20 protein-coding genes and 1 tRNA gene are annotated in these 24,036 nt (G+C 58.2%); 12 read left to right on the top strand and 9 right to left on the bottom strand.

What is annotated here, in order from left to right; genetic code table 11:
* Positions 1-30: 30 nt before the first annotated feature.
* The 6 genes from AC2FJV_RS04135 to AC2FJV_RS04110 form a co-directional block, all read right to left on the bottom strand.
* Positions 31-1,851: an ABC transporter transmembrane domain-containing protein gene (locus AC2FJV_RS04135; protein ID WP_271949350.1), complete on the bottom strand. Its 1,821-nt coding sequence runs from the start codon at positions 1,849-1,851 to the stop codon at positions 31-33.
* A gap of 127 nt (positions 1,852-1,978) precedes the next feature.
* Positions 1,979-2,053 (bottom strand) — tRNA-Gly (locus AC2FJV_RS04130).
* Positions 2,054-2,191: 138 nt separating this feature from the next.
* Positions 2,192-3,328 carry an N-acetylglucosamine-6-phosphate deacetylase gene (nagA, locus tag AC2FJV_RS04125; RefSeq protein WP_496712774.1) on the bottom strand — a complete coding sequence of 379 codons (1,137 nt, stop codon included), beginning with the start codon at positions 3,326-3,328 and terminating at the stop codon, positions 2,192-2,194.
* The gene (locus tag AC2FJV_RS04120; RefSeq protein ID WP_496712772.1) at positions 3,325-4,353 is read right to left on the bottom strand and encodes an SIS domain-containing protein; all 1,029 of its coding nucleotides are present in this window, start codon (positions 4,351-4,353) and stop codon (positions 3,325-3,327) included. The genes nagA and AC2FJV_RS04120 overlap by 4 nt, the downstream gene beginning before the upstream one ends.
* A gap of 19 nt (positions 4,354-4,372) precedes the next feature.
* On the bottom strand, positions 4,373-5,122 hold the full coding sequence (locus tag AC2FJV_RS04115; protein WP_271949346.1) for a GntR family transcriptional regulator: 750 nt from the start codon (positions 5,120-5,122) through the stop codon (positions 4,373-4,375).
* The gene (locus AC2FJV_RS04110) at positions 5,109-5,984 is read right to left on the bottom strand and encodes a glucosamine kinase nucleotide-binding domain-containing protein (RefSeq protein WP_496689635.1); all 876 of its coding nucleotides are present in this window, start codon (positions 5,982-5,984) and stop codon (positions 5,109-5,111) included. The genes AC2FJV_RS04115 and AC2FJV_RS04110 overlap by 14 nt, the downstream gene beginning before the upstream one ends.
* Positions 5,985-6,155: 171 nt before the next feature.
* Between AC2FJV_RS04110 and AC2FJV_RS04105 the strand changes: the two genes are divergently transcribed.
* The 7 genes from AC2FJV_RS04105 to AC2FJV_RS04075 all read left to right on the top strand — a co-directional run bounded on the left by AC2FJV_RS04105 (position 6,156) and on the right by AC2FJV_RS04075 (position 14,267).
* The gene (locus tag AC2FJV_RS04105) at positions 6,156-7,040 is read left to right on the top strand and encodes an N-acetylmuramic acid 6-phosphate etherase (protein ID WP_281994952.1); all 885 of its coding nucleotides are present in this window, start codon (positions 6,156-6,158) and stop codon (positions 7,038-7,040) included.
* 24 nt (positions 7,041-7,064) lie between these two features.
* Positions 7,065-8,318 (top strand): ABC transporter substrate-binding protein, encoded by a 1,254-nt coding sequence (locus AC2FJV_RS04100; protein WP_281994953.1) that lies wholly within the window; start codon positions 7,065-7,067, stop codon positions 8,316-8,318.
* A gap of 65 nt (positions 8,319-8,383) precedes the next feature.
* On the top strand, positions 8,384-9,298 hold the full coding sequence (locus tag AC2FJV_RS04095) for a carbohydrate ABC transporter permease (RefSeq protein WP_496712770.1): 915 nt from the start codon (positions 8,384-8,386) through the stop codon (positions 9,296-9,298).
* 10 nt (positions 9,299-9,308) lie between these two features.
* Complete coding sequence (locus tag AC2FJV_RS04090; protein WP_058275926.1) at positions 9,309-10,148, top strand: carbohydrate ABC transporter permease; 840 nt, start codon at positions 9,309-9,311, stop codon at positions 10,146-10,148.
* The gene (locus AC2FJV_RS04085) at positions 10,145-11,179 is read left to right on the top strand and encodes a Gfo/Idh/MocA family protein (protein ID WP_496712767.1); all 1,035 of its coding nucleotides are present in this window, start codon (positions 10,145-10,147) and stop codon (positions 11,177-11,179) included. The genes AC2FJV_RS04090 and AC2FJV_RS04085 overlap by 4 nt, the downstream gene beginning before the upstream one ends.
* Positions 11,176-12,171 carry an ABC transporter ATP-binding protein gene (locus tag AC2FJV_RS04080; RefSeq protein WP_496712765.1) on the top strand — a complete coding sequence of 332 codons (996 nt, stop codon included), beginning with the start codon at positions 11,176-11,178 and terminating at the stop codon, positions 12,169-12,171. The genes AC2FJV_RS04085 and AC2FJV_RS04080 overlap by 4 nt, the downstream gene beginning before the upstream one ends.
* A gap of 206 nt (positions 12,172-12,377) precedes the next feature.
* Positions 12,378-14,267 carry a PhoX family protein gene (locus AC2FJV_RS04075; protein ID WP_496712763.1) on the top strand — a complete coding sequence of 630 codons (1,890 nt, stop codon included), beginning with the start codon at positions 12,378-12,380 and terminating at the stop codon, positions 14,265-14,267.
* A 47-nt stretch (positions 14,268-14,314) separates the two neighbouring features.
* On the opposite strand, the gene AC2FJV_RS04070 is transcribed toward AC2FJV_RS04075, so the two are convergent.
* Together AC2FJV_RS04070 and AC2FJV_RS04065 are read right to left on the bottom strand one after the other, a co-directional pair.
* The gene (locus tag AC2FJV_RS04070; protein WP_496689625.1) at positions 14,315-14,881 is read right to left on the bottom strand and encodes a tetratricopeptide repeat protein; all 567 of its coding nucleotides are present in this window, start codon (positions 14,879-14,881) and stop codon (positions 14,315-14,317) included.
* A gap of 30 nt (positions 14,882-14,911) precedes the next feature.
* Entirely contained in the window at positions 14,912-15,394 is a 483-nt protein-coding gene (locus AC2FJV_RS04065) for an Lrp/AsnC family transcriptional regulator (protein WP_142636662.1), read from the bottom strand.
* Positions 15,395-15,502: 108 nt separating this feature from the next.
* Between AC2FJV_RS04065 and putA the strand changes: the two genes are divergently transcribed.
* A complete protein-coding gene (putA, locus tag AC2FJV_RS04060) occupies positions 15,503-18,904 on the top strand; it encodes a bifunctional proline dehydrogenase/L-glutamate gamma-semialdehyde dehydrogenase PutA (RefSeq protein ID WP_496712761.1) in 3,402 nt (1,133 codons plus the stop codon).
* Between the two features lie 42 nt (positions 18,905-18,946).
* Positions 18,947-19,690, top strand: coding sequence for a rhomboid family intramembrane serine protease (locus AC2FJV_RS04055; RefSeq protein WP_496712759.1), 744 nt, complete (start codon positions 18,947-18,949; stop codon positions 19,688-19,690).
* Here AC2FJV_RS04055 and AC2FJV_RS04050 read toward each other — a convergent pair.
* On the bottom strand, positions 19,655-20,497 hold the full coding sequence (locus tag AC2FJV_RS04050; RefSeq protein WP_496712757.1) for an IclR family transcriptional regulator: 843 nt from the start codon (positions 20,495-20,497) through the stop codon (positions 19,655-19,657). The genes AC2FJV_RS04055 and AC2FJV_RS04050 overlap by 36 nt on opposite strands.
* A 189-nt stretch (positions 20,498-20,686) precedes the next feature.
* Here AC2FJV_RS04050 and bhcA point away from each other — a divergent pair, with 189 nt between their 5' ends.
* From bhcA to bhcC, 3 genes are read left to right on the top strand one after another with little or no spacing between them, the layout of a single operon-like run.
* Positions 20,687-21,877 (top strand): L-aspartate--glyoxylate aminotransferase BhcA, encoded by a 1,191-nt coding sequence (gene bhcA, locus AC2FJV_RS04045; protein ID WP_142636654.1) that lies wholly within the window; start codon positions 20,687-20,689, stop codon positions 21,875-21,877.
* 11 nt (positions 21,878-21,888) lie between these two features.
* A complete protein-coding gene (bhcB, locus tag AC2FJV_RS04040; RefSeq protein WP_281972689.1) occupies positions 21,889-22,860 on the top strand; it encodes a beta-hydroxyaspartate dehydratase BhcB in 972 nt (323 codons plus the stop codon).
* Positions 22,861-22,871: 11 nt separating this feature from the next.
* Positions 22,872-24,035, top strand: coding sequence for a 3-hydroxy-D-aspartate aldolase BhcC (bhcC, locus tag AC2FJV_RS04035; protein WP_496693861.1), 1,164 nt, complete (start codon positions 22,872-22,874; stop codon positions 24,033-24,035).
* Position 24,036 lies beyond the last annotated feature (1 nt).

Below are 24,036 nucleotides of genomic sequence, written 5' to 3'. Positions count from 1 at the left end.
GGGCGCAAAACAAAATTTCTCGCCATCAGGTTACTCTGCTGCAACACCATCGGTAAATTGCAACCGTGCCAAACGCGCGTACAGCCCATCCTGCGATACCAGATCGTCATGCGTTCCCTGCGCAACGATCTGCCCGTTCTCCAGGACGATGATGCGGTCGGCTTTTTTCACGGTTGCCAATCTGTGCGCAACAATCAGCGTCGTCCGCCCTGCACGCAACCTGTCGACAGCCCCTTGCACAGCGCGCTCGCTTTCAGCGTCCAATGCCGATGTCGCCTCATCCAACAACAGGATCGGAGCATCGCGCAAAATGGCGCGGGCGATGGCGATCCGCTGTTTTTGTCCCCCGGACAACATGACGCCTCGCTCTCCTACAAAGCTGTCATAGCCTTCGGGCAGCGTCGAGATGAATTCGTGGGCCGCAGCTGCGCGGGCTGCGTCTTCAACCTCGGCATCCGTCGCATCGAGCCGCCCAAATCGGATATTTTCGCGCGCCGATGCGGCGAATATCGTGGGATCCTGAGGCACAAGTGCCATATGACGGCGGAAATTGGAACGATCCAAATCTCGCAGGTCAATGCCATCCAAACAAACGCGTCCCGAGTCAGGATCATAGAATCGCTGAATCATCTGGATCACGGTTGTTTTTCCGGCCCCCGAGGGGCCGACAAATGCGACGGTTTCCCCGGGGTTGACTGTCAGCGACAGTTCATTCAACGCCACGACATCCGGACGCGCCGGGTAGCGGAAAGTCACATCGTCGAACCGAATCTCGCCGCGCACGGGCGCGGGGAAAGCTTGCGCCTGGCCGGGATCGTTCACGGTGTCCTGAGCATTCAACAGCTCGACCAACCGCTCGGTCGCACCGGCCGCACGCTGCAATTCGCTCCAGATTTCGGACAGGGCCGCAACCGAACCGGCCATGATGATCGAATAGATCACGAACTGGATCAGAACGCCCTCGGTCATGACACCGTTGCGGACATCATTCGCCCCCATCCACAACACGCCCACGATTCCGGAAAACACCAGGAATATAACGATGACGGTCAGCACGGCCCGGGTCTGAATTCGGCGCAGCGAGACAGTATAGGACGTTTCGGTCATCTCACCGAACTGATTTCGGCTGGCCTGCTCATGGGTAAAGGCCTGAACGGTTTGAACTGCGCTCAGCGCTTCACCGGCGTTGCCCGATGAGGCTGCGATCCAGTCTTGGTTTTCCCGGCTAATAACCCGCAGGCGCCGCCCCAATACCAGTATCGGAACTACAACCAGCGGAATCAGCAGCAAGACCATCCCGGTCAGCTTGGCCGAGGTCAGCAGCATCAGCACAAGCCCGCCCAGAAACATCAACATATTGCGTAGAGCGATCGAGACTGACGAGCCCAGCACGGATTGAATCAGCGTGGTGTCGGTCGTGATCCGGCTCAGCACCTCACCCGTCATGATACGTTCATAGAATTCGGGGCTCATCCCGATGACGCGATCAAAAACGGCTTTGCGGATATCGGCGACAACGCGTTCGCCCAGGCGCGTAACAAGCGCGTAGCGGATACCTGTTCCGACGGCCAGAATCGCGGCGATGCCCAGCGCCGCCAGAAAGTACCAATCCAGTAGCTCTCCGTCTTCGATCCGAAAGTTGTCGACCACACGGCGGACAGCCAAAGGCAATGTCAGCGTCATGCTGGCGGTCAGAACCAAGGCCAAAGAGGCCCCAATCATTTGCAATCGATAAGGCTTCATGAATGGCCAGAGCGAAGCCAGAACACCGATCTTCCTGGACCTGGCCCGTTCCTCAGCCGCACCGGGTGCGGGTTTTGCTGCTGGACTGGCTGAGACGGGTTTTGCCATGTCAGGCCCTTACATCGTGTTCGAATTCCGGTATCCCGCTTCTTGGCGTCTACAACCCGCCGGGTCAAGCGGTGCAGCCGAATGGCCCAAACGAAAGGCTATTTGACGCAGACTTTTGGGGCTGATTTGGAGCGGGCGGCGGGAATCGAACCCGCTTCATCAGCTTGGAAGGCTGAGGTAATAGCCAGTATACGACGCCCGCTCAGCGGTGGCTGGTTTATGCCATGCCCAAGGTGTCGTCAAGCACAGTTCGCACGCGAAATTCAAAATCATATGACACCCGGGGACGGACCCCGGCGCATCGGTAATCCCGGGGTCGTTTCGGCAGCGCGCGGCATATTCAACGCGCGGCATTCGCCCATTCGCAAGTTTCAAGATCCGCCGAAATACGGATCATGGATGCCAGATTCTTACTGGAAGATTCGGCCAAGCCAATCAACTTCGCAGGATAGGTCGTTGCGGCGCTCAGCGCATCCTTCAGCGGGACACCGACATTTTTGACAAGGATGCGAACAGCCGTCGTCAGATCCAGGTCAGCCCCTGCCAGCGTTCCATTTTCAAGCGTCAGGCGGCCATCCGTTCTGGTAATACGGCGCCCTTCAAGGTTGAATTCGGCATCCTCTGTTCCGGCAACAGCCATGGCATCGCTGACCAGAAATATCCGGGCCGGGCCGGTCTTTGCCGCCCATGCCGCCCGCATGACCTCAGGGTGTACGTGTATACTGTCGGCAATCAGACCCGCAGACAAACCCGCATTGGCCAGCGCCGCCCCCACAAGACCAGGCTCGCGGTTTCCAAGCTGGCTCATGGCGTTGAACAGATGTGTGACACAGCGCGCGCCCGCCGCAGCATAACGTTGACAGGTCGCAAAATCCGCATCGCTATGACCCAGAGACACCAGAATTCCGGCCTCAGCCAAAGAGGTAACCTGTCGCTCAGACACAGCTTCTGGCGCCAGGGTTACTTTAAGGCAAGGCAATCGGCTGGCCGCGGCTATCAGGGTGGTCAGATCCTCTTCATCCATCGGGCGGATCAGCGCGGCGTCATGCGCCCCTTTTCGCGCCAACGAAAGATGCGGTCCCTCCAGATGCAGTCCAGCGACACCGGGAACACCGACATCCACAGCCTTGATCGCGGCCTCTATTGCCTGCTGGGTCTTGGCCGCAGTGTCGGTAATCAGGGTGGGCAAAAAGGATGCGACGCCAAGCTTTCTATGCGCTTGAGAAATGCGCTGGATAGTCTCGGCAGAAGGGTCATCGTTGAACATGACACTTCCGCCGCCATTGACCTGTAGGTCCACAAATCCGGGGCAGAGAATATCACCGTTCAGATCGACCTGCTGCCCGGCGATTTTGGTTCCGTCTGCCGGGGTGATCTCGGACAAATTACCTTGGCGAAACACAACCGCCTGCCCCTCCAGCAGGTGTGTGCCGTCGAAATAGGCGCCGTTTCTGAATACAACCGTCTCAGAGGTCATACAGTTTCCGTAACTTTCTTAAGGTGACGCGGGGCATCAGGGTCAATTCCGCGATTGCAGGCGACCGATTCAACCATGCTGTAGAACGATGTGATGGCGCTGATGGGATCGGTCAGCCAATGGTCCGTTCTGACGACCGGCAGAGGCTGCGCCCGTTTCACCGCCGAGGTTGTGGCAAAAACGGTAGCCCCTTTTGCCGCCAACGTATCAGCCGCTTCTGCCGTTGTTTGTTCAGCGGCATCACTGGCAGCGAACACAATGGTTGGAAACCCTTCTTCAACGATTGAGACCGGCCCGTGCAGAACTTCTGCAGTCGAATAGCTCTCGGCGTGGATCTGGCAGGTCTCTTTGATTTTCAGCGCCGCTTCATTCGAGATCGCCAGCGATGGACCGCGACCCAAGGTAAACAGGGACCGGCCGGAAATCGCATTGGCGGCCGGGGTCCAGTCGCATTGGGCAGCCTTCCCAAGATACCCGGGCAGTGACCATATGGCCTGCTTCAGCTCTGCCTCATCCGCGATTTCCGCCAGCAACCACAGCCCCGCCACCAGAGACGTCACAAAGGTCTTGGTTGCTGCCACACTCAATTCCGGTCCCGCATGAAGAGGCAGGACGGCGTCCGTGGCATCTGCCAGGTGGGATTCCGTATTGTTCGTAATGGCGACCGTCACGGCACCAGATCGTTTCAGCGCGCGCGTCATGCCAACGATGTCCGGGCTTTGACCAGATTGCGACACCGATATGCTCAACGCACCCTGCGCCCGAAGCTCGGCACCATAGATCGAGTTGACCGAGGGCCCGACCGAGGCAACAGGAAGGTTCAGCAATAGTTCGCATGCATATTTCAGATAGGTGCAGGCGTGATCCGAAGATCCTCGCGCCACCGAGACCAGAAAACGCGGGTCTGCGTCGCGCGCCAACTGGGCAGCGTGGCGGATATTGTCAGCCCCATTGCTTAGCAATCGGTCTACGGCATCAGGAATTTCCAGAATTTCCTGACGCATCTTCGAGAGTTCTACGGACATCTAGTTCCGTCCTTTCAGGTTACAACCGCAATTCAGCGACAAAATCATACGCATCGCCGCGATAAAGCGAGCGTGTCAGTTCGGCGACGCGTCCGTTTCTGAGAAAAGAAACACGTTCAATATTCAGCCCGGCGGCTCCCTCGGGAACATCAAGAAGTTCAGCCTCACGCGCGGCCAAATTCAGGGCCGAGATCTTCTGAACCGCCCGAACAGGACGGCGGCCCAGCCGATCCAAGACCTCGTACAGAGAGGTGGTCACCTCGATCGGGTTCGGCAGGATATCCAAAGGTAACGCCGCTTTTTCCAGCGCCAATGGACGGCCATCGGCTTCGCGCAATCGGTAGATACGAGAGATTTGCTCACCCTCGGACAAGCTCAAGGCGGCAATCTCTTCTTGGGTCGGCGCAAAGACCCCCCGCTCCAGCCATTTCGACGCGGTTTTCATTCCACGGCTGGACATGTCTTCGGTGAACGAAGTCAGATGTGTCAGCGATTGTTCGACCCGTGGGATGCGCTCGCGGATGAACGAGCCCGAGCCCTGGCGCTGTTCGATCACGCCCTCTTGGACAAGCTCTTGAATCGCCTTTCTCACGGTGACGCGCGAAAGGTCCGTGATCTCGACAAGTTCTCTCTCGGACGGAAGCGACGATTTGGGGGGCAGAACACCCGTATCAATGCCCTCCTGCAGCCTTCGCCGTAGTTGGACATATCGCGGCCCATTATCAGCGGTCAGCCAGGAATCCGAACGCAGAAAATCAGCAATGCTCATGTTCGACCTCCTTTGCCAAGGCGAGCGCCCCGTCGAGCGGTTCTCCTAACGGCGCGCGCAGGTCGGATTGCATGTTTTCGGGCAGATACGACGCGTATTGACCACCAATACCGCCCGTCAGACACAGCGCGGCTCCCGGGCTCCACCCCAAATGCGTGGCGGTATCCGCCAGATAGGCAGCACCTGCCCGCATGATTTGTTGCGCAACCACGTCGTCATCTTGGGCAGCCATGGTCACTTTTGGTGCAATCGCTCCAAACTGCGCAGGGTCTGCAGCCCCTGCAAAACGAACGATCCCGGCAGGTCCGTCATGTTCGGACAGCAAAGTGGTCAAAAGGTCCGAACGGGTCTGCGTTCCATCAGACGCACGCAATGCCAAGGACAATGCCATCCTTCCAACCCACTGGGCCGAGGCTTCATCCCCCAAGACCGAGCCCCAGCCACCGGCAAAGCGCATGTCTCTACCAGTTTGTCTGGCCAGAAATGAGCCTGTACCACAATGGGCAATCAGCCCGTCCTGCGCACCCAGTGCCCCGCGCAAGGCAGCGGGACGATCATCCTCTATCCGGGCGTGCTTTAGACCAAGCGCATCCCTCAAACGAGTTGAGATCGCCTGATCCGTGATCCCAGCTAAACCAACAAAGGCAGGACTTGCCAACAAGCCCTCAACCCCGATGCCAAGCTTGCCAGACAGCTGGTCCAACCCCAGCTTTATCTGTGAAACGCCAGCCTGAAAATCAGTCGAGACGTTTGCAGCGCCAACTTCAACGCTGTGAGCGATTCCAGCAACCTCACAGGCCACACGACAGCGCGTTCCACCGCCATCAACGGCCAATACAGCATTATGCAGGGACTCAATCATGACAATACCAATACAATACCTATTTGATTTAGAAAAGCCTAGATTTTGGCGCTACTCGCAAATATTGCAGTTTTTCCTATAAGAACAGCACAAAACCTTCACTGAAAAGAAAATGTTGGACAGGTGGTATTAAATAGGTATTGTAATCGGGAAACCTGGGAGGGGATTCTCTTGACGCTGCCGTCAACCGAACAACTGCACCGCGACGCCACCAGCCTGAGCCGCGAAGACCTGACAGGGTCGGCGCTGTTGCTGGCCGAGGGGCAGATCGCTGCGGCAGCGGCGGTGCGCTCGGCCACACAGGCTATTGCATTGGGCGCCGCTGCGATGGCCAGGACGCTCCGGTCGGGCGGCATGTTGCACTATGTTGCGGCAGGCTCGTCCGGTTTGATGGCGGCGGCTGACGCGCAAGAGCTGGGCGGAACATTCTCGATCACGCCAGACCAGTTGCGAATCCATATGGCTGGTGGTCTTCCAACGGGTGTCGAGATGTCGGGTGATTCCGAAGACGCCGACGGTGACCTGCGTGAAGCGCTGAACAGTTTGTCAGCCCGGGACACGGTGATCGCCGTATCCGCAAGCGGGTCGACCCCCTACACGATGACAGCCGCAAGCATCGCCCGTGCAAAAGGCGCGACCTTGATCGGCATCGCCAATAACGCCAACAGTCCCCTGCTGACACAGACCAACATCCCGATCCTGCTAGCCACCCCGCCCGAACTGATTTCGGGATCAACGCGGATGGGCGCGGGAACGGCGCAAAAGATCGCTTTGAATATGCTGTCGTCGCTGATGGCGCTGGACCTTGGCCACGTACATGGCGGCATGATGGTCAACCTGCGCGCGGACAATGACAAACTGCGCGCCCGCGCGGCCGGAATCGTAACCCGCATTGCCGAGGTGGACACAGACGCAGCAAAGCGCGCACTGGAAGCAACACGCGGTGATGTGAAGCCCGCCGTGCTTGTCGCCGCAAAAGGTGTTTCGGCATCCGAAGCCACTGAACGCCTACGAACATCAGACGGAATCCTAACGGCCGCACTGGCCATAGAATAATAACCATCAATCGGGAGAATATGGATGACTAAGAATAGCTTGAAACTTGCTCTGCTGGGCACGACGTTGATGGCGTCGGCTGCCTATGCGGAAGATGTGACCCTGACCATCGAAAGCTGGCGAAATGACGACCTGACCCTATGGCAGGACCAGATCATCCCTGCGTTTGAGGCCAAACACCCCGGCATCAAAGTGCAATTCACACCCTCGGCCCCGGCGGAATACAACGCCGTACTGAATTCGAAACTGGATGCGGGATCGGCGGGTGACCTGATCACCTGTCGACCGTTCGACGCATCGCTGGCCCTGTATGAGGCCGGTCATCTGAGCGACCTGTCCGGTGTCGAAGCGATGAACAACTTCTCGGATGTCGCCAAGTCGGCCTGGCAAACGGATGACGGCTCGGCCAGTTTCTGCGTTCCGATGGCGTCGGTGATCCACGGGTTCATCTATAACAAGGACGCGTTTGCCGAACTGGGTATCGAAGTTCCCACAACCGAGGACGAGTTCTTTGCCGCCCTCGACAAGATCAAGGAAGACGGCACTTATATCCCGATGGCGATGGGCACCAACGACCAGTGGGAAGCCGCCACTATGGGCTATAACAACATCGGTCCGAACTATTGGAAAGGCGAAGAGGGCCGCCAGGCGCTGATCGCGGGCGAGCAAAAGCTGACCGATGAAGCCTGGACCGCCCCCTATGCCACCCTGGCCCGTTGGGGCGCTTATCTGGGTGACGGATATGAGGCGCAGACTTATCCCGACAGCCAGAACATCTTTACCCTGGGTCGCGCAGCCGTCTACCCTGCGGGATCCTGGGAAATTTCGGGCTTCAATGCGCAGGCCGATTTCGAAATGGGCGCCTTTAAGCCGCCAGTCCAGAATGCGGGCGATACCTGCTATATCTCGGACCACACCGACATTGGCATTGGTATGAATGCGGCCACCGCGAATCCCGAAGCTGCCGAGACGTTCCTGGCCTGGGTCGCAAGCCCGGAATTCGCCGAAATCTTCGGCAACGCCCTGCCTGGCTTCTTCCCGCTCTCGAACACTCCGGTCGAGCTGCAGGACCCGCTGGCCAAGGAAATCGTAGGCTGGCGCGAAGAGTGTGAATCGACCATCCGCTCGACCTATCAAATCCTGTCGCGTGGCACACCGAACCTTGAAAACGATACCTGGGGCGCTTCTGTTGCTGCCATCAAAGGTGCAAAATCCCCCGAGGAACTGGGTGTCGAACTGCAGGAAGGCCTGGCCTCCTGGTACGCTCCGCATCAATAAGCTGATCTATACCCGGGCGGTGCCGACCGCCCGGGTAACTCCGACACCCCTTTGAAAGCAATCCCATGACCCGCCCCCGCATCCGCTGGCATATCGTTGTATTTCTGGCACCTGCCGTACTCGTCTATACCGCTGTGATGATTTTCCCGCTGTTCAACACACTGCGCCTTGCACTGTATACAGAGGTTGATCAGGCTCGCGTGTTTGTCGGATTGCAGAATTTCCGGACCCTGTTTTTCGATCCCAACTGGTCGGATCAATTCTGGAATGCTCTGGGTAATAATTTTTGGTTCTTCCTGATCCATATGTTGGTTCAGAACCCGATCGGCATCGCGCTGGCCGCCCTTCTCAGCCACCCCCGCCTACGGTTTGCCGCCCTGTATCGCTCGGCGATCTTTATTCCTACGATCCTCAGCTTTGTGATCGTGGGCTTTGCCTGGAAACTGATCCTGTCGCCGATCTGGGGCATTGCGCCTTCGATGCTGGATGCTGTTGGGCTTAAGTCCCTCTTTGCACCGTGGTTGGGCAAAGAGGAATACGCACTGACCGCACTGGCGTTGATTTCGGTCTGGCAGTTTGTCGGCATCCCAATGATGTTGATCTACGCCGCGCTGTTGACCATCCCCGAAGAAATTCTTGAGGCCGGAGAGATCGACGGGATCACCGGAACTGCGGCCTTCTGGAAAATCAAACTGCCGCTGATCCTGCCGTCGATCGGGATCATCTCGATCCTGACCTTCGTGGGGAATTTCAACGCATTCGATCTGATCTACGCGTCACAAGGCGCGCTGGCGGGGCCGGATTTCTCGACCGATATTCTTGGTACCTTCATGTACCGCACATTCTTTGGCTTCCAGCTTCAATTGGGTGACCCGCATATGGGTTCGGCTATCGCCGGGGCGATGTTCGCCATCATCCTTGTGGGGGTCTGTATCTACCTGTTCGGCATCCAGACCCGGATGCGCCGGTATCAATTGTGAGGGCCACGCGATGAACAAAGCACGTCATAACCCCCTCAACATGGTCGCGATGCACGGCGCGCTGATCCTGTACACGCTGATCGCGCTGTTTCCGGTCTTTGTTATCCTGATCAACAGTTTCAAATCCCGCCGCGCGATCTTCCGTGAACCACTGGCCCTGCCCAATGCCGACAGCTTCTCGATGATTGGCTATGAGACGGTGATGAAGCAGGGAGATTTCTTCCTGTATTTCCAAAACTCGATGATTGTCACCGTGGCATCGCTGTCCTTCATCCTGCTTTTTGGCGCGATGGCCGCCTATGCGTTGTCGGAATACCAGTTCAAGGGCAACCTGATCATGGGGCTGTATCTGGCGCTGGGGATCATGATCCCCATCCGTATCGGCACCGTGGCGATCCTTGAGATGATGGTGGCGACCGGGCTGGTAAACTCGCTCTGGGCGCTTATCCTGGTGTATACGGCTCAAGGGTTACCACTGGCCGTATTCATCCTGTCCGAATTCATGCGACAAGTCAGCGATGACCTGAAGAATGCCGGGCGCATCGACGGTTTGTCCGAATACACGATATTCTTCCGCCTTGTTCTGCCTCTGGTCCGGCCCGCGATGGCGACCGTGGCCGTGTTCAACATGATCCCGATCTGGAACGACCTTTGGTTCCCGTTGATCCTGGCCCCAGCCGAAGAAACCAAGACCCTGACGCTGGGAAGCCAAGTATTCATCGGCCAGTTCGTGACCGATTGGAACGCAGTTCTGTCGGCCTTGTCGATGGCGATCCTGCCGGTGCTTGTCCTGTACGTCATCTTCTCGCGCCAGCTGATCCGCGGCATCACATCCGGAGCAGTCAAATGACCCGCGTTCTGATTGCAGGCCTCGGCAATATGGGTTTGAGCCACGCGCTGGCGCACCATCACCACCCCGACGCGCAGATCGTTGGTTTGGTGAACCGGTCCGGCCGTGTAGATCACCCGGACCTCACCAAGTACCCGGCCTATTCCGATTTCGACGCGGCACTGGCTGAAACCAAACCCGATCTGGTCGTGGTCGCGACCTACTCTGATAGCCACGCGGACTTTGCATGTGCGGCCATGGAGGCTGGCGCACATGTGTTTGTTGAAAAACCGCTGGCCACTAATGTCGCCGACGCCCGGCGTGTGGTCGAAACAGCAACGCGGCTAAATCGTAAGCTGGTAGTCGGGTATATCCTGCGCCATCACCCCTCTTGGATGCGGCTGATTGATGAGGCGCGCAATCTTGGCGGGCCCTACGTGTTCCGGTTGAACCTGAACCAGCAGTCGTCGGGCGCGGAATGGGAAACGCATAAGGCACTGATGCAAACCACTTCGCCCATTGTCGATTGCGGCGTGCACTATGTCGACGTGATGTGCCAGATCACCGATGCGAAGCCTGTCCGCGTGCATGGTATGGGCCTGCGCCTGTCGGATGAAATCGCACCGGACATGTACAATTACGGCCAGTTTCAGGTGGTCTTCGACGACGGCTCGGTCGGCTGGTATGAGGCCGGATGGGGCCCGATGATGTCTGAAACCGCGTTCTTCGTGAAAGATATCGTTTCGCCCAACGGGTCCGTTTCGATTACCGATGGAAACAAAGGCGCCTCCGCCGACATTGACGGCCATACCAAAGTCGGCGGCTTGCTGGTCCATACACCGCAAGGCGACCACATGATCGAGATGCCGGACGAACCCGGCCATCAAGAACTCTGCGATGCCGAGCAGGCTTATATGCTGCGCGCCATCGCCGAAGATATCGACCTGACCCGTCATATGAATGACGCCGTCCAATCGCTCGCCATTTGTCTGGCTGCGGATCAAAGCATCCGAACCGGCCAGCCCGTTTCCCTTGAGGAGCCCGCATCATGACCGCCCTGACGCTGAACAATGTGAACAAGTCCTTTGGCAACGTGCAAGTCCTGAAAGACATCACGCTGGAGGTTGAAGAAGGCGAATTCGTCGTCTTTGTCGGCCCGTCGGGCTGCGGCAAGTCCACCCTGCTGCGGGTGATTGCGGGGCTAGAGGATGCATCATCCGGTGAGATCAACATTGGCGGGCAGCAGGTCAATCTGGTGCCGCCATCCAAGCGCGGGATCGCGATGGTGTTCCAAAGCTATGCGCTCTATCCCCACCTCAGCGTTCGGGGCAATATGACCCTTGCACTGAAGCAGGAAAAGCAGCCCAAATCGGAAATCGAAGGCCGCGTGGCCAAAGCCAGCCGGATGCTGAACCTCGAGCCCTATCTGGATCGCTTCCCCTCGGAATTGTCGGGCGGTCAGCGTCAGCGGGTTGCCATTGGCCGCGCCATCGTGCGCGAACCCAAACTGTTCCTGTTTGATGAGCCCCTGTCCAATCTGGATGCCGCGCTGCGCATGAACACGCGGATCGAGATCGCCAATCTGCATCGCGCACTGGACGCCTCGATGATCTATGTCACCCATGACCAGACCGAGGCCATGACGCTCGCCGACAAGATCGTTGTCCTGCGCGACGGCCGGGTGGAACAGATCGGCAGCCCGATGGAGCTGTATAACAACCCCGCGAACCAGTTCGTGGCCGGGTTCCTCGGCTCTCCGTCAATGAATTTCCTGCCGCAGGGGTTGCTGAACGAAAGCGGTCAGAACACGATTGGCATCCGGCCCGAGGACCTGTTTGTTGCAGATGACGGACCACTCACCGCGCGTGTCAGCCATGTTGAGAAGCTGGGCGGAGACACAAATGTCATCGCGCAGATCAACGAACACGCCATAACCGCCCGGCTGTTTGGCCAGCATGCGATATCCGAAGGGCAGGAATTGCGTTTCGCCTATTCTCCGGACAAGGCCTATCGGTTCAATGCGGACGGTCAGCGCCTTACCTGACCGCTTTTCCTGTCAAAAAGCCAATAAAAACAAGATGTGATCAGCCCGTTTTGACGGGCTGATCACATCGGCGTATCCTTACGCATCCCGAGTAAATCTGTTTCCTGAGTATCCCGGCGCCATCGTTAATGGTGCTGTTATCACCCTGTCACAAATGCCCTCTAAATGCGTTTCATCGACTTTTCACCGACAGCCAGGAGCAATCCATGAAAGACGTTGACCCTACCACACTTTCCGCCGACGACTGGGACGAGCTGCATTTCCCCCGCCCTGAAGAAAACGACTTTGACCATGTCGTCGAAAGCGCCATTTCCCGCCGTGGATTTCTGTCCGGCGTCGTGGCCTTCGGCTCTGGCGCGGCTGCGTTGGGAACCGGCCTGCTTGGCTCGACCTCGGCGCAGGCACAAGCAGCATCCCGGTTCGCTTTCACCCCGATTGCCGCACAAACTGATGGCACCGTCCATGTGCCTGAAGGGTTTGAGTGGAAGATCTTGATGCGCTGGGGCGATCCGCTGTTTTCGGATGCCGATGGCTATGACCTCGCCGAGGGCGGCCCGGTCGAGAACTCGGACCGCATCTTTGGCGAGAATACCGACGGCATGGAGACCTTTACCTTCCAAGGTCATGAGCTGATTGCGATCAATCACGAATATCCGAACGGTAAAATCAACCTGCCCGCTGCGCAGGAAGGTGTTCCGGCCAGTGCTGACGACGTGCGCAAACTGCAGAACCTGCAGGGTGTGACGGTGATGGAAATCACCGAAGGCCCCGAAGGTTGGTCCGTGGTCAAGGACAGCCCGTTCAACCGGCGCATCCACCACAACACTGAGATGAACATCGTCGGCCCCGCTGCCGGCCACGACCTGCTGAAGACCGAGGCCGACCCGACCGGCACAACCTCGCTGGGCACCATGAACAACTGTGGTGCAGGCAAGACGCCCTGGGGCACGTATCTGACCTGCGAAGAGAACTTTAACGGCTATTTCGGGTCCAGCGACGAAAACGCCAGCTACGATCAAAAGGTCGCGGACGGCTTCAAGCGCTATGGCGTCAAAGCCGAAAGCTGGAATGGCTACGAACTGTTCGATCCGCGGTTCGACACCTCCAAAAACCCAAACGAGCCGCACCGAGTGGGATGGATCGTTGAAATCGACCCGACCAAACCGGACAGCACCCCGGTCAAACACACCGGTCTTGGCCGTTTCAAGCATGAGAATGCCGAGGTGACTCTGGCCGCTGATGGCCGCGTGGTTGTCTATATGGGTGATGATGAGCGGGGCGAGTATCTGTACAAATTCGTCTCGAACGGCACCTATCAGCCCGGCGGCGAAACCCAGAATCTGTTGAACGACGGCACGCTTTATGTGGCGAAATTCGATGACGACATGACAGGCACCTGGCTGCCGCTGACGCCGGATGCAACCGGCATGGATGCGGCGGATATTGCGATCTTCACCCGATTGGCGGCATCCAAGGCGGGTGGCACGACCATGGATCGCCCTGAATGGGTGGCGTCCAGCCCGGTAGCGGTCGAAGCCTATTGCTGCCTAACCAACAACAAGAACCGCGGCGTGAAACCAAATGCCGGGGGAGACGACACGTCGACCAATGGCCCCAACCCGCGTGAGGCCAATAAATATGGCCAGATCGTTCGCTGGAAACCGGACAACGACGACCACGCAGCCGACGCGTTCGTTTGGGATCTCTATGTCATGGCGGGTAATCCGACAGTGCATTCTGACGCCCGCGCCGGATCGGCCAATGTGAACGAGGGCAACCTGTTCAACTCACCCGACGGAATGACCATTGACTCGACTGGTCTGGTCTGGATCCAGACCGACGGCAATGACGACAACGAAGAAGACTTTGCAGGCCACGGCAACAACCAGATGCTGGTCGGTGATCCGGTCACGGGCGAAATCGCCCGCTTCATGACCGGTCCAAACGGGTGTGAGGTCACGGGGCTGGCTTGGTCCAGCGATCTGCGCACCATGTTTGTCGGCATTCAGCATCCCGGCAGCGAATGGCCGGATGGAGGCACGCCGCGCTCATCGGTGATCACGATCAAGCGCACCGATAACGGGCTGGTCGGTTAAGCTGTTCCAGATTGTCCCCGGTCCTATGGATCGGGGACATCTATTCCTCAGATATCCTTACCTGGCGGCTCCAACGGTCCGCCCGGAGCCATCAGGTGGCGCTCGGACAGCCAGGGGTTAAGCTCCAAGGCATGTGACAGTGCCGCACGGGCTTCATCAATCCGATGCAAGCCAAGCAGCGTCAGGGCGCGCCCGCTGATCGCCGCGACATGGTTCGGAGACAGCTCGATCGCCTTGTCCAGATCCGGCAGTGCAGATGCGAAATCCTGGCTAAGATAATATGCAAAGGCGCGCTGATTGTACCCCTCGGCATAGTGCGGGCAGTATTCGATGAGCTTGTCAAACTCCTCGATGGCGCCCCGAAGGTCCCAGCCACTGCGGCGGGTCATGCCCCGGTCCAGAACGGCCTGCGCAACAGCGTCGGGCGCATCGGTCCAGAACTCCCATAATTGATTGGAAAATGTCTGGGCTTCGGCCTCGTTTCCAACATCCTGAATTTGCGCGATTACGGCCGAGATGCTTTCGGTATGATCCGGCGAGGACGGGCATTCTTCAGACCAGGCGACACCAGGAGGGGCCACCAACACTAGCAGAGGGAACACAAAACGCTTCATACGCGTATGGTGACGCGCTTGCGCAATTCGTCAACCCACCCTGTCCAAAGCGCCTGAAACAACGGTTTCCTTAACTGCCTCCATCGCCACAAAGGTCGAGGTATTCGCCACATGCGGAAGCGAGGATATCTTCTCAGCCAAAACGGCGCGGTATTCCGACATTGAACCAGTGCGGATTTTCAGCAGATAGTCGAAATTCGACGCGATCATATGGGCTTGCTCGATTTCGGGCACCTTGCGGACTGCGGCGTTAAACTCGGCCAGTGCCTTCTCTCTTGTGTCGGTCAGGCGCACCTCGACAAAAGCCACATGGTCCAGCCCCAGTCGGATCGGGTCCAGTAAGGCGCGATACCCGGTGATCACCCCGCTAGCCTCAAGTCGCTTTAGACGCGCCTGGGTTGGGGATTTCGACAGCCCGATCCGCCGCGCTAGGTCGGCAACTGATATGCGCCCATCCTCTGAGAGAATCGCCAAGATCGCTCGATCAAACCGATCCAAATCCGGAAAGCTCATTTGCACGGCATTATCCCCTAAATACAGTCCATCCGACCAGATGAATTAAAAAATACGGCAATCGTCCTGAGAAATCGACATTATATTCAACAAAAGCCTGGAGGATTCATGTCACACAGCCTGAGCACCCATATCGACAGCCAAACCTACGCTGATCAAACCGCCGTTCTCGACAATCTTATCGATCATGCCGCGCTGTCTGAAACTGATCGAGCCCAAATCTGTGCGGCAGCCGCCCAGCTTGTGCGTGATATTCGATCCAGTACATCGCCGGGCATGATGGAGGTGTTTCTGGCCGAATATGGCCTGTCTACCGATGAGGGCGTGGCGCTGATGTGTCTGGCCGAAGCGCTGCTGCGCGTGCCGGATGCCGACACGATCGATGCTCTCATCGAAGACAAGATCGCGCCGTCCGACTGGGGCAAGCATCTTGGGCAATCCTCCTCGCCGCTGGTGAATGCCTCGACTTGGGCGCTGATGCTGACCGGTAAAGTCCTCGACGACGGCAAGCCCTCGCCTGTCAGTGCCCTGCGAGGTGCGATCAAAAGACTGGGTGAACCGGTTATCCGCACGGCCGTCGGGCGCGCAATGAAGGAAATGGGTCGTCAGTTCGTGCTGGGCGAGACCATCCAGTCGGCCATGGAACGTGCCAGCGGGATGGAGGCCAAGGGCTATACCTATTCCTACGATATGCTGGGTGAAGCCGCACGGACCGAGGCCGACGCGGCCCGATATCATTTGTCTTATTCCCGTGCCATCACCGCCATTGCAGAGGCCTGCACCCATGATGACATTCGCGCCAATCCAGGCATCTCGGTAAAGCTGTCAGCACTGCACCCCCGGTATGAGTTGGCCCAGGAACAGCGAGTGATGGCCGAGCTTGTCCCGCGCCTGCGCGCTCTGTGCCTTTTGGCCAAAGCCGCTGGCATGGGCCTGAACATCGACGCCGAAGAGGCCGACCGCCTGTCGCTGTCCCTGCAGGTCATCGAAGCGGTGATGGCCGAGCCTGCACTCGCAGGATGGGACGGGTTCGGAATTGTGGTTCAGGCCTATGGTCCGCGTGCTGGAATCGCTCTGGACGCGCTCTATGGAATGGCCGAGCGCTATGACCGCAAACTGATGGTGCGGCTGGTCAAAGGCGCCTATTGGGATACCGAAATCAAGCGCGCTCAGGTTGAAGGCGTAGAGGGTTTTCCGGTGTTTACCAGCAAGGCCGTGACCGATGTCTCCTATATTGCTAATGCGCGAAAATTGCTGGGCATGACCGACAGGATCTATCCGCAGTTTGCCACCCATAACGCCCATACGGTCAGTACAATTCTGCAAATGGCAACTGATCAGCCTTTCGAATTTCAGCGGCTGCACGGGATGGGAGAAACCCTGCACCATCTGGTTAAGAACGCAAACAACACACGCTGCCGCATATATGCGCCTGTCGGGGCCCATCGTGACTTGCTGGCCTACCTGGTGCGGCGACTGCTTGAGAATGGTGCAAACTCTTCATTCGTGAACCAAATCGTGGATGATACTGTTCCCCCGGAGGAGGTTGCGGCCGATCCGTTTCTCACTCTCCTCGAACCGGCGCGCGCCATTCCAACCGGACCCGAGCTGTTTCAACCCGAGCGGCCCAATTCGCAGGGGTTTGACCTGCGGCACATTCCCACTTTGGACCGGGTCAACGCCGCGCGGGACGCGTTTCGGACGCATCACTGGTATGCGCGCCCGTTGTTGTCCGGCGATGCGCGGCCCGATGACGATCAGCCCATCGTCAACCCCGCACAGTCGCGGGATCGCCCCGGTGCCGTTGCCCCGGCCAGCGCACAAGATGTCGAGCTTGCTTTGACTGCAGCCACCCCCTGGCAGGTAGTGGCAGATCAACGCTCGCAGGTTCTGAATGCCGCCGCCGACCTTTACGAGACCCATTTCGGTGAACTTTTCGCCCTGCTGGCCCGTGAGGCTGGTAAGTCCCTGCCCGATGCAGTCGCCGAACTGCGCGAGGCGGTAGATTTCCTGCGCTATTATGCGGCGAATATACCCGACGCAGAACCAGCGGGTGTGTTCACCTGTATCAGCCCGTGGAACTTTCCGCTGGCCATTTTCACCGGTCAAATATCCGCCGCTTTGGCCACTGGGAATGCGGTATTGGCAAAGCCCGCACCGCAGACACCATTGATCGCGCATCGCGCCGTTGAATTGCTGCACGAGGCCGGAGTGCCACGCAGCGCGCTACAGTTGCTGCCGGGCGGTCCATCGGTGGGCGCAGCCCTGACCTCGGACCCGAGGGTGTCGGGAGTGGCCTTTACCGGCTCGACCGGGACCGCCCTGAAAATCCGTGCAGCCATGGCCGGAAACTTGCGACCGGGAACGCCTCTGATCGCGGAAACCGGTGGTCTGAATGCGATGATCGTGGACAGCACCGCCCTGCCCGAACAGGCGGTTCAGTCGATCATCGAAAGCGCATTCCAATCAGCGGGACAAAGGTGCTCGGCGTTGCGCTGTCTTTATGTCCAAGAAGACATTGCCGATGATCTTCTGACCATGCTGACAGGGGCCATGGACGCGCTGCTGGTTGGCGATCCCTGGTTGATTTCAACCGATTGCGGTCCCGTGATCGACGAAGATGCACGCCTTGGTATCGCTGATCACATCGCATTGGCACGGTCCGAAGGGCGTGTCCTGAAAGAGATGTCCGTCCCCGGCGACGGCACGTTCATCGCCCCAACCCTTATCGAAATCCCCGGCATTGCCGAGTTGGAGCGCGAGGTGTTTGGCCCCGTCCTGCATGTAGTGCGGTTCAATTCCTCGGAGTTGGATCAGATCATCGCCGATATCAACGCCACAGGATATGGGCTGACCTTTGGCCTGCACACACGGATCGACGACCGCGTTCAGCACATCACCGAAGCTGTTCATGCCGGAAACATCTACGTCAATCGCAACCAGATCGGCGCCATAGTTGGATCGCAACCCTTTGGCGGCGAGGGTCTGTCGGGGACCGGCCCAAAGGCGGGCGGGCCGAACTACCTGACCCGCTTCTGCGCCCCGGACCGGCAGGTCAGTCCCGAGCAATGGTCCACCGATATGACCGATCTACCATTGCCAGAAGGAAAATCTGCTGAGATCAGGGCGCGGTTGCTGCCCGGTCCGACGGGTGAATCGAACCGCCTGAGTGAATTCTCACGCGCACCGCTATTGTGTATGGGTCCCGGAGTTGAAGCCGCACAAGCGCAGGCCAACGCGGTCAAAGCACTGGGCGGGCGGGCTATCACTGCTATCGGCGCGTTAGACCTGCACCGGCTTGAAAACCTGACTGGCTTCTCGGGCGTATTGTGGTGGGGCGACGACGCAACCGGTCAGGAAATCGAGCGTCATCTGTCCCGGCGTGCAGGCCCGATCATCCCTCTGATCCCCGGCCAGCCAGATCGCACCCGCGTTCTGGGAGAACGACATGTCTGTGTCGACACAACTGCTGCGGGTGGGAATGCCGCATTGCTGGGGGGTGCGGCCTAAACAGGCCTTGACGCTGGGCAGCCAACCGCCCAGCGTCGCACCATGTTTCCAATTCGTGACCATAACCCTTCGGGACGCACACCGTATGTCATCTATCTGTTGATGGCTGCAAATATCCTGATTTTCCTCAGCTATGCGGGAAGCATGGAGAACCAGCGGCTGATCACCCAGCTGTATACCGACTATGCGGTGGTGCCCGCCCGGATTACGGACGGCTATACGCTTGAGACCCTCGTGACCTCGATGTTCCTGCATGGCGGCTGGATGCATCTGGCAGGAAACATGCTGTTCCTGTGGATCTTCGGCGACAACCTCGAAGACGAGATGGGCCACCTGCCCTTTCTGCTGTTCTATCTTGCCGCCGGTATCGGGGCCGGTCTGATCCACGTCGTCACAGCGCCACAATCTCTGGTCCCTACGATTGGTGCGTCTGGCGCAATAGCTGGCGTCATGGGTGGCTATTTGTTGATGTTCCCCAAAGCGCGCGTGGACATCCTGCTTGTTCTGGTGATCTATTTCCGTGTCTTCTCGATCCCGGCGTTTGTCATGCTAGGCGTGTGGCTGGGTATGCAGTTCATTGGAAGCCTGTCCAGCAACCCCGACGAGGGCGGCGTCGCCTATTGGGCCCATACCGGGGGCTTCCTTGTTGGTTTGCTCTTGTGCATACCCCTTTGGTTGCGGCGCGGCGCGAGTGACTATTGGAACCGCACCCATGGGCATCCGCCCCATCCAGAGCACGAATACAAGCTGTCACAATCCCGCATCCCCCGCATCCCGCACCGGTAAGCGCCCACCGCTGAGCAAGGTAACCTCTTGCGCGGCGGCTTGTACCAATCGGCCTAATTCCGGCGCGCGTTCAGTGCTGAACCGGGCGGTAGGGCCAGATACGGAAATGCCCGCACAGGGTTCCCCCCGGTCGTTGAAGATGGCCGCACCGATGCATGACATCCCCTCGTATCGTTCCTCCCGATCATGCGACCACCCGCGGGCCCGGGTCTGATCCAGATCGCTTTGCAGTGCATCGCCGGGCACCAGTGTTTGAGGCGTGAAGACCTTTGTGTCCAACGTGCCCAGCGCTTTGATCAATGCAGCCTCGTTCAACGCGGCCAAGATCGCCTTACCGGTGCCCGAGGCATACATCGGTGTCCGCGCGCCCGGTGGAAAAAAAGCCCGGATCGGATTGGCCGTTTCGACCTGCCCCACAAACACCACTTCGGCCCCGTCCGGAACGGCCAGATTCGCCGTTTCGCCGCTATCCTGCATCAGCCGGCGTAAAATGGGCCTTCCGATTTCGATAACACCATTACGGCGTAGAAAGGACGCTCCGGTGCGATAGGTCTCGATCCCGATCATCCATTCTTGACGCTCTTCATCAAAGGCGACGAAACCGTGCTTCTGCAGCGTCACCAGAATTCGGTGTGTTGTGGCCGTGGGCACATCAACTTCGCGCGCCAAATCGCTGAGTGCTGCGCGTTCCAGACTGGCTACTGTGGTCAAAACGCTAAGCGCCCGATCCAGCGATTGCATGGTCCCGGCCGAGCTTTCCTTGAACAGCGATTTTGGTCTGCCGCGTGGCCTTTTCTGCGTTTCCATCCCAGGCATTTCCTTTCAGCTGTCCAAAGTTTCTCGCGTCCGGATTTCTTGTATGTAAAAATGAAAAACGGAAAAGTTCAATATATCAGTAGCTTAATATTTATCTTCAATAAATGAAAATATTTTTCAAGAAAATTGCGTAATGCAGCTTTTTCCCGGACACTTATCTCCAAAGCAGAGGAACAAGCCATGTCGAACCAAAACCCGGTTTTCATTCCCGGCCCGACCAACATACCTGATAGATTGCGCCTGGCCATGCAGGTCCAGACGCAGGATCATCGCGCGCCGGACTTTGTCCAGACATTTGCACCCGTACTGGAAGACACAAAGAAGGTCTTTGATACCGCTACGGCCCAGATCGTTACCTTTCCCGCCAGCGGCACAGGTGGATGGGAGGCTGCAATCACCAACACGCTCAGCCCCGGTGATAAGGTCCTGATTGCGCGCTATGGCGTTTTCAGCCACCGCTGGATTGATCTGTGTACACGTCACGGGCTTGACGTTCAGGTCATCGACTGCCCTTGGGGCAGCGGCGCCCCCGCCGACCAATTTCAGACGGTTCTGACTGGGGACAAAGCGCATGAAATTCGCGCCGTTCTGGTCACTCATAATGAAACGGCGACAGGGGTGCTTTCGGATATCGGGGCTGTAAGGCGGGCGATGGATGCCGCCAATCACCCGGCGCTTTTGATGGTGGACTGCGTCAGCTCTTTGGCCTCTGTACCGTTCGAGTTCGACCGCTGGGGCGTCGACATCGCGGTTTCGGGATCGCAGAAGGGATTCATGTTGGCCACTGGCATGGCCATCCTTTGCGTCAGCCAGAAAGCGCTGGACGCGATGGAAACCGCAGAGCTGCACCGGACCTTTTTCGATTTCCGGGATATGATGGCGGCCAATGCGACCGGAGGGTTTCCCTACACACCACCTCTGCAACTGATCTACGGGCTGCGTGAAAGCCTGAAGATGCTGTTTGAAGAAGGCTTACCTAATGTTTACGCCCGTCATCATCGGCTTGCCGAGGGTGTCCGGCGCGCCGTCGATGCTTGGGGGCTGGAACTGGTTGCTCAATCGCCAGACCTTTACTCGGACACGGTCAGCGCAATCTACGTGCCCGAAGGGTTCGACAGCAACATTCTGACCGACCATGCCTTTAACACCTACGGGATGTCCTTTGGTGTTGGCCTGGGCCAGTTGCACGGCAAGGCGTTCCGTATCGGGCATCTGGGCAGTCTGACAGATGCGATGGTCCTGTCCGGACTCTGTACGATCGAGATGGCAATGGCCGATCTAAGCTATCCGATCACGTTGGGCTCTGGCGTCGCCGCAGCCCAGGAACACTTTCGCGCCACACCCGGCAACCGAACCGAGGCCGCGGCGTAAGGAGAATGACAATGTTGGATCACCCCTCTGCCGCGGATCTGACGATCGAGGACATGCGTGTCGCGCATGATCGGATCAAACCGCATATCCGCCGAACTCCGGTCATGGTTTCGGACCACCTGAATGACCTGACCGGCGCGCAGCTGTTCTTCAAATGCGAAAATTTCCAAGAAGCCGGGGCCTTTAAGGTGCGTGGGGCCTGCAACGCTGTATTCGGCCTTGCAGACCATTTGATGCCCAAGGGTGTCTGCACGCATTCCAGCGGCAACCACGCCTTGTCTTTGTCTTATGCGGCCGGCCGCCGCGGTATTCCGTGCAACGTGGTCATGCCGCGCACAGCCCCGCAGGCCAAGAAGGATGCAGTTCGCCGATATGGCGGTACAATCACCGAATGTGACCCTTCGACAAGCTCGCGCGAAGCAACATTTGCCGAGGTTCAGGCCCGAACCGGTGGCGAATTTGTTCACCCCTATAACGACCCGCGTGTGATTACCGGTCAGGCCACCTGCTCCGCCGAACTGCTGGAACAGACTGGTGGTATGGACGCCGTTATCGCGCCCATCGGCGGTGGCGGCATGATTTCAGGCACCTGTCTGACGGTTTCGAACCTTGCGCCCGAGACCGCAATTTATGCAGCGGAACCGGAACAGGCGGATGACGCTTACCGGTCATTCAAGGCCGGTCATATCATCGCAGACGACGCACCCAAGACAGTTGCGGATGGGCTGCTGGTGCCCCTGAAAGAAAACACCTGGCATTTCGTATCCAACCACGTGACCGATATTTTTACCGCCTCGGAAGAGGAAATCATCGAAGCGATGAAACTGACCTGGAAGCACCTGCGCGTGGTGATGGAGCCGTCTTCGGCGGTTCCTCTGGCAACCATTTTGAAGAACCCAGAGGTTTTCCAAGGCAAGCGCATTGGGGTCATCGTGACCGGTGGCAATGTAGACCTGGACAAACTGCCCTGGCTGAAAGGGTAAGGAGAAACAACATGAACAAGACCGTAAATTTTGAAGACCTCGAGGTCGGCTTCGACATCCCTGCCGCGATCGGCATGGACGAAAGCGAGATACAGACGCCTTGCCTGATCCTTGATCTGGACGCGCTAGAGAGCAACATCCGAAAGATGGGCGATTTCGCAAAGGCCCATGGGATGCGCCATCGTGTTCATGGCAAGATGCACAAATCGGTCGATGTGGCCAAGCTGCAGGAACGGTTGGGCGGTTCGGTCGGCGTCTGCTGTCAGAAAGTGTCGGAAGCCGAGGTATTTGCCCGTGGCGGCATTACGGACATCCTTGTATCCAACCAGGTGCGCGACCCGGTCAAGATTGACCGACTGGCACGGCTGCCCAATTTCGGCGCACGTATCATTGTCTGCGTGGACGATATCGACAATATCTCCGACCTTTCGGCTGCCGCCTCGCGTCACGGTACAGAACTGGAAGTGTTCATCGAGATCGACTGCGGCGCAGGGCGCTGTGGTGTAACCACGACACCGGCGGTCATCGAGATTGCCAAAGCTGTGCAAGCAGCGCCAAATCTGAAATTCACCGGCATTCAGGCCTATCAGGGTGCGATGCAACATCTCGACACCTATGAGGCCCGTAAAGAGAAGCTGGATGTAGCCATTGCCATGGTCAAAGACGCTGTCGCCGGGTTGAAAGCAGAAGGGATCGAGTGCGAACTGGTTTCGGGCGGCGGCACCGGTTCCTATTACTTCGAAAGTAACTCGGGCGTTTACAACGAATTGCAATGCGGCTCTTACGCCTTCATGGACGCGGATTATGGGCGGATTCTGGATCAGAACGGCCAGCGGATTGATCAGGGAGAATGGGAAAATGCGCTATTCATCCTGACCAGCGTCATGAGCCACGCCAAAGCAGACAAGGCCATCTGCGACGCCGGCCTCAAGGCGCAGTCGGTCGATAGCGGCCTGCCCTTTGTGTTCGGGCGTGATGATGTCGAATACCTCAAGTGCTCGGACGAGCATGGGGTTATCGGGGATCCAGACGGCGTACTGAAGGTCAATGACAAGCTGCGGTTGGTGCCGGGCCACTGTGACCCCACCTGCAATGTCCATGATTGGTATGTGGGCGTACGGGGCGGCAAAGTCGAAGCCCTGTGGCCGGTCTCGGCCCGCGGGAAAGCCTATTGAG

The organism is Ruegeria sp. CDSA241, assembly GCF_059611265.1.
Note: the sequence above shows the minus strand (reverse complement) of the source record. Positions and strands in the feature narration are given on the sequence as shown.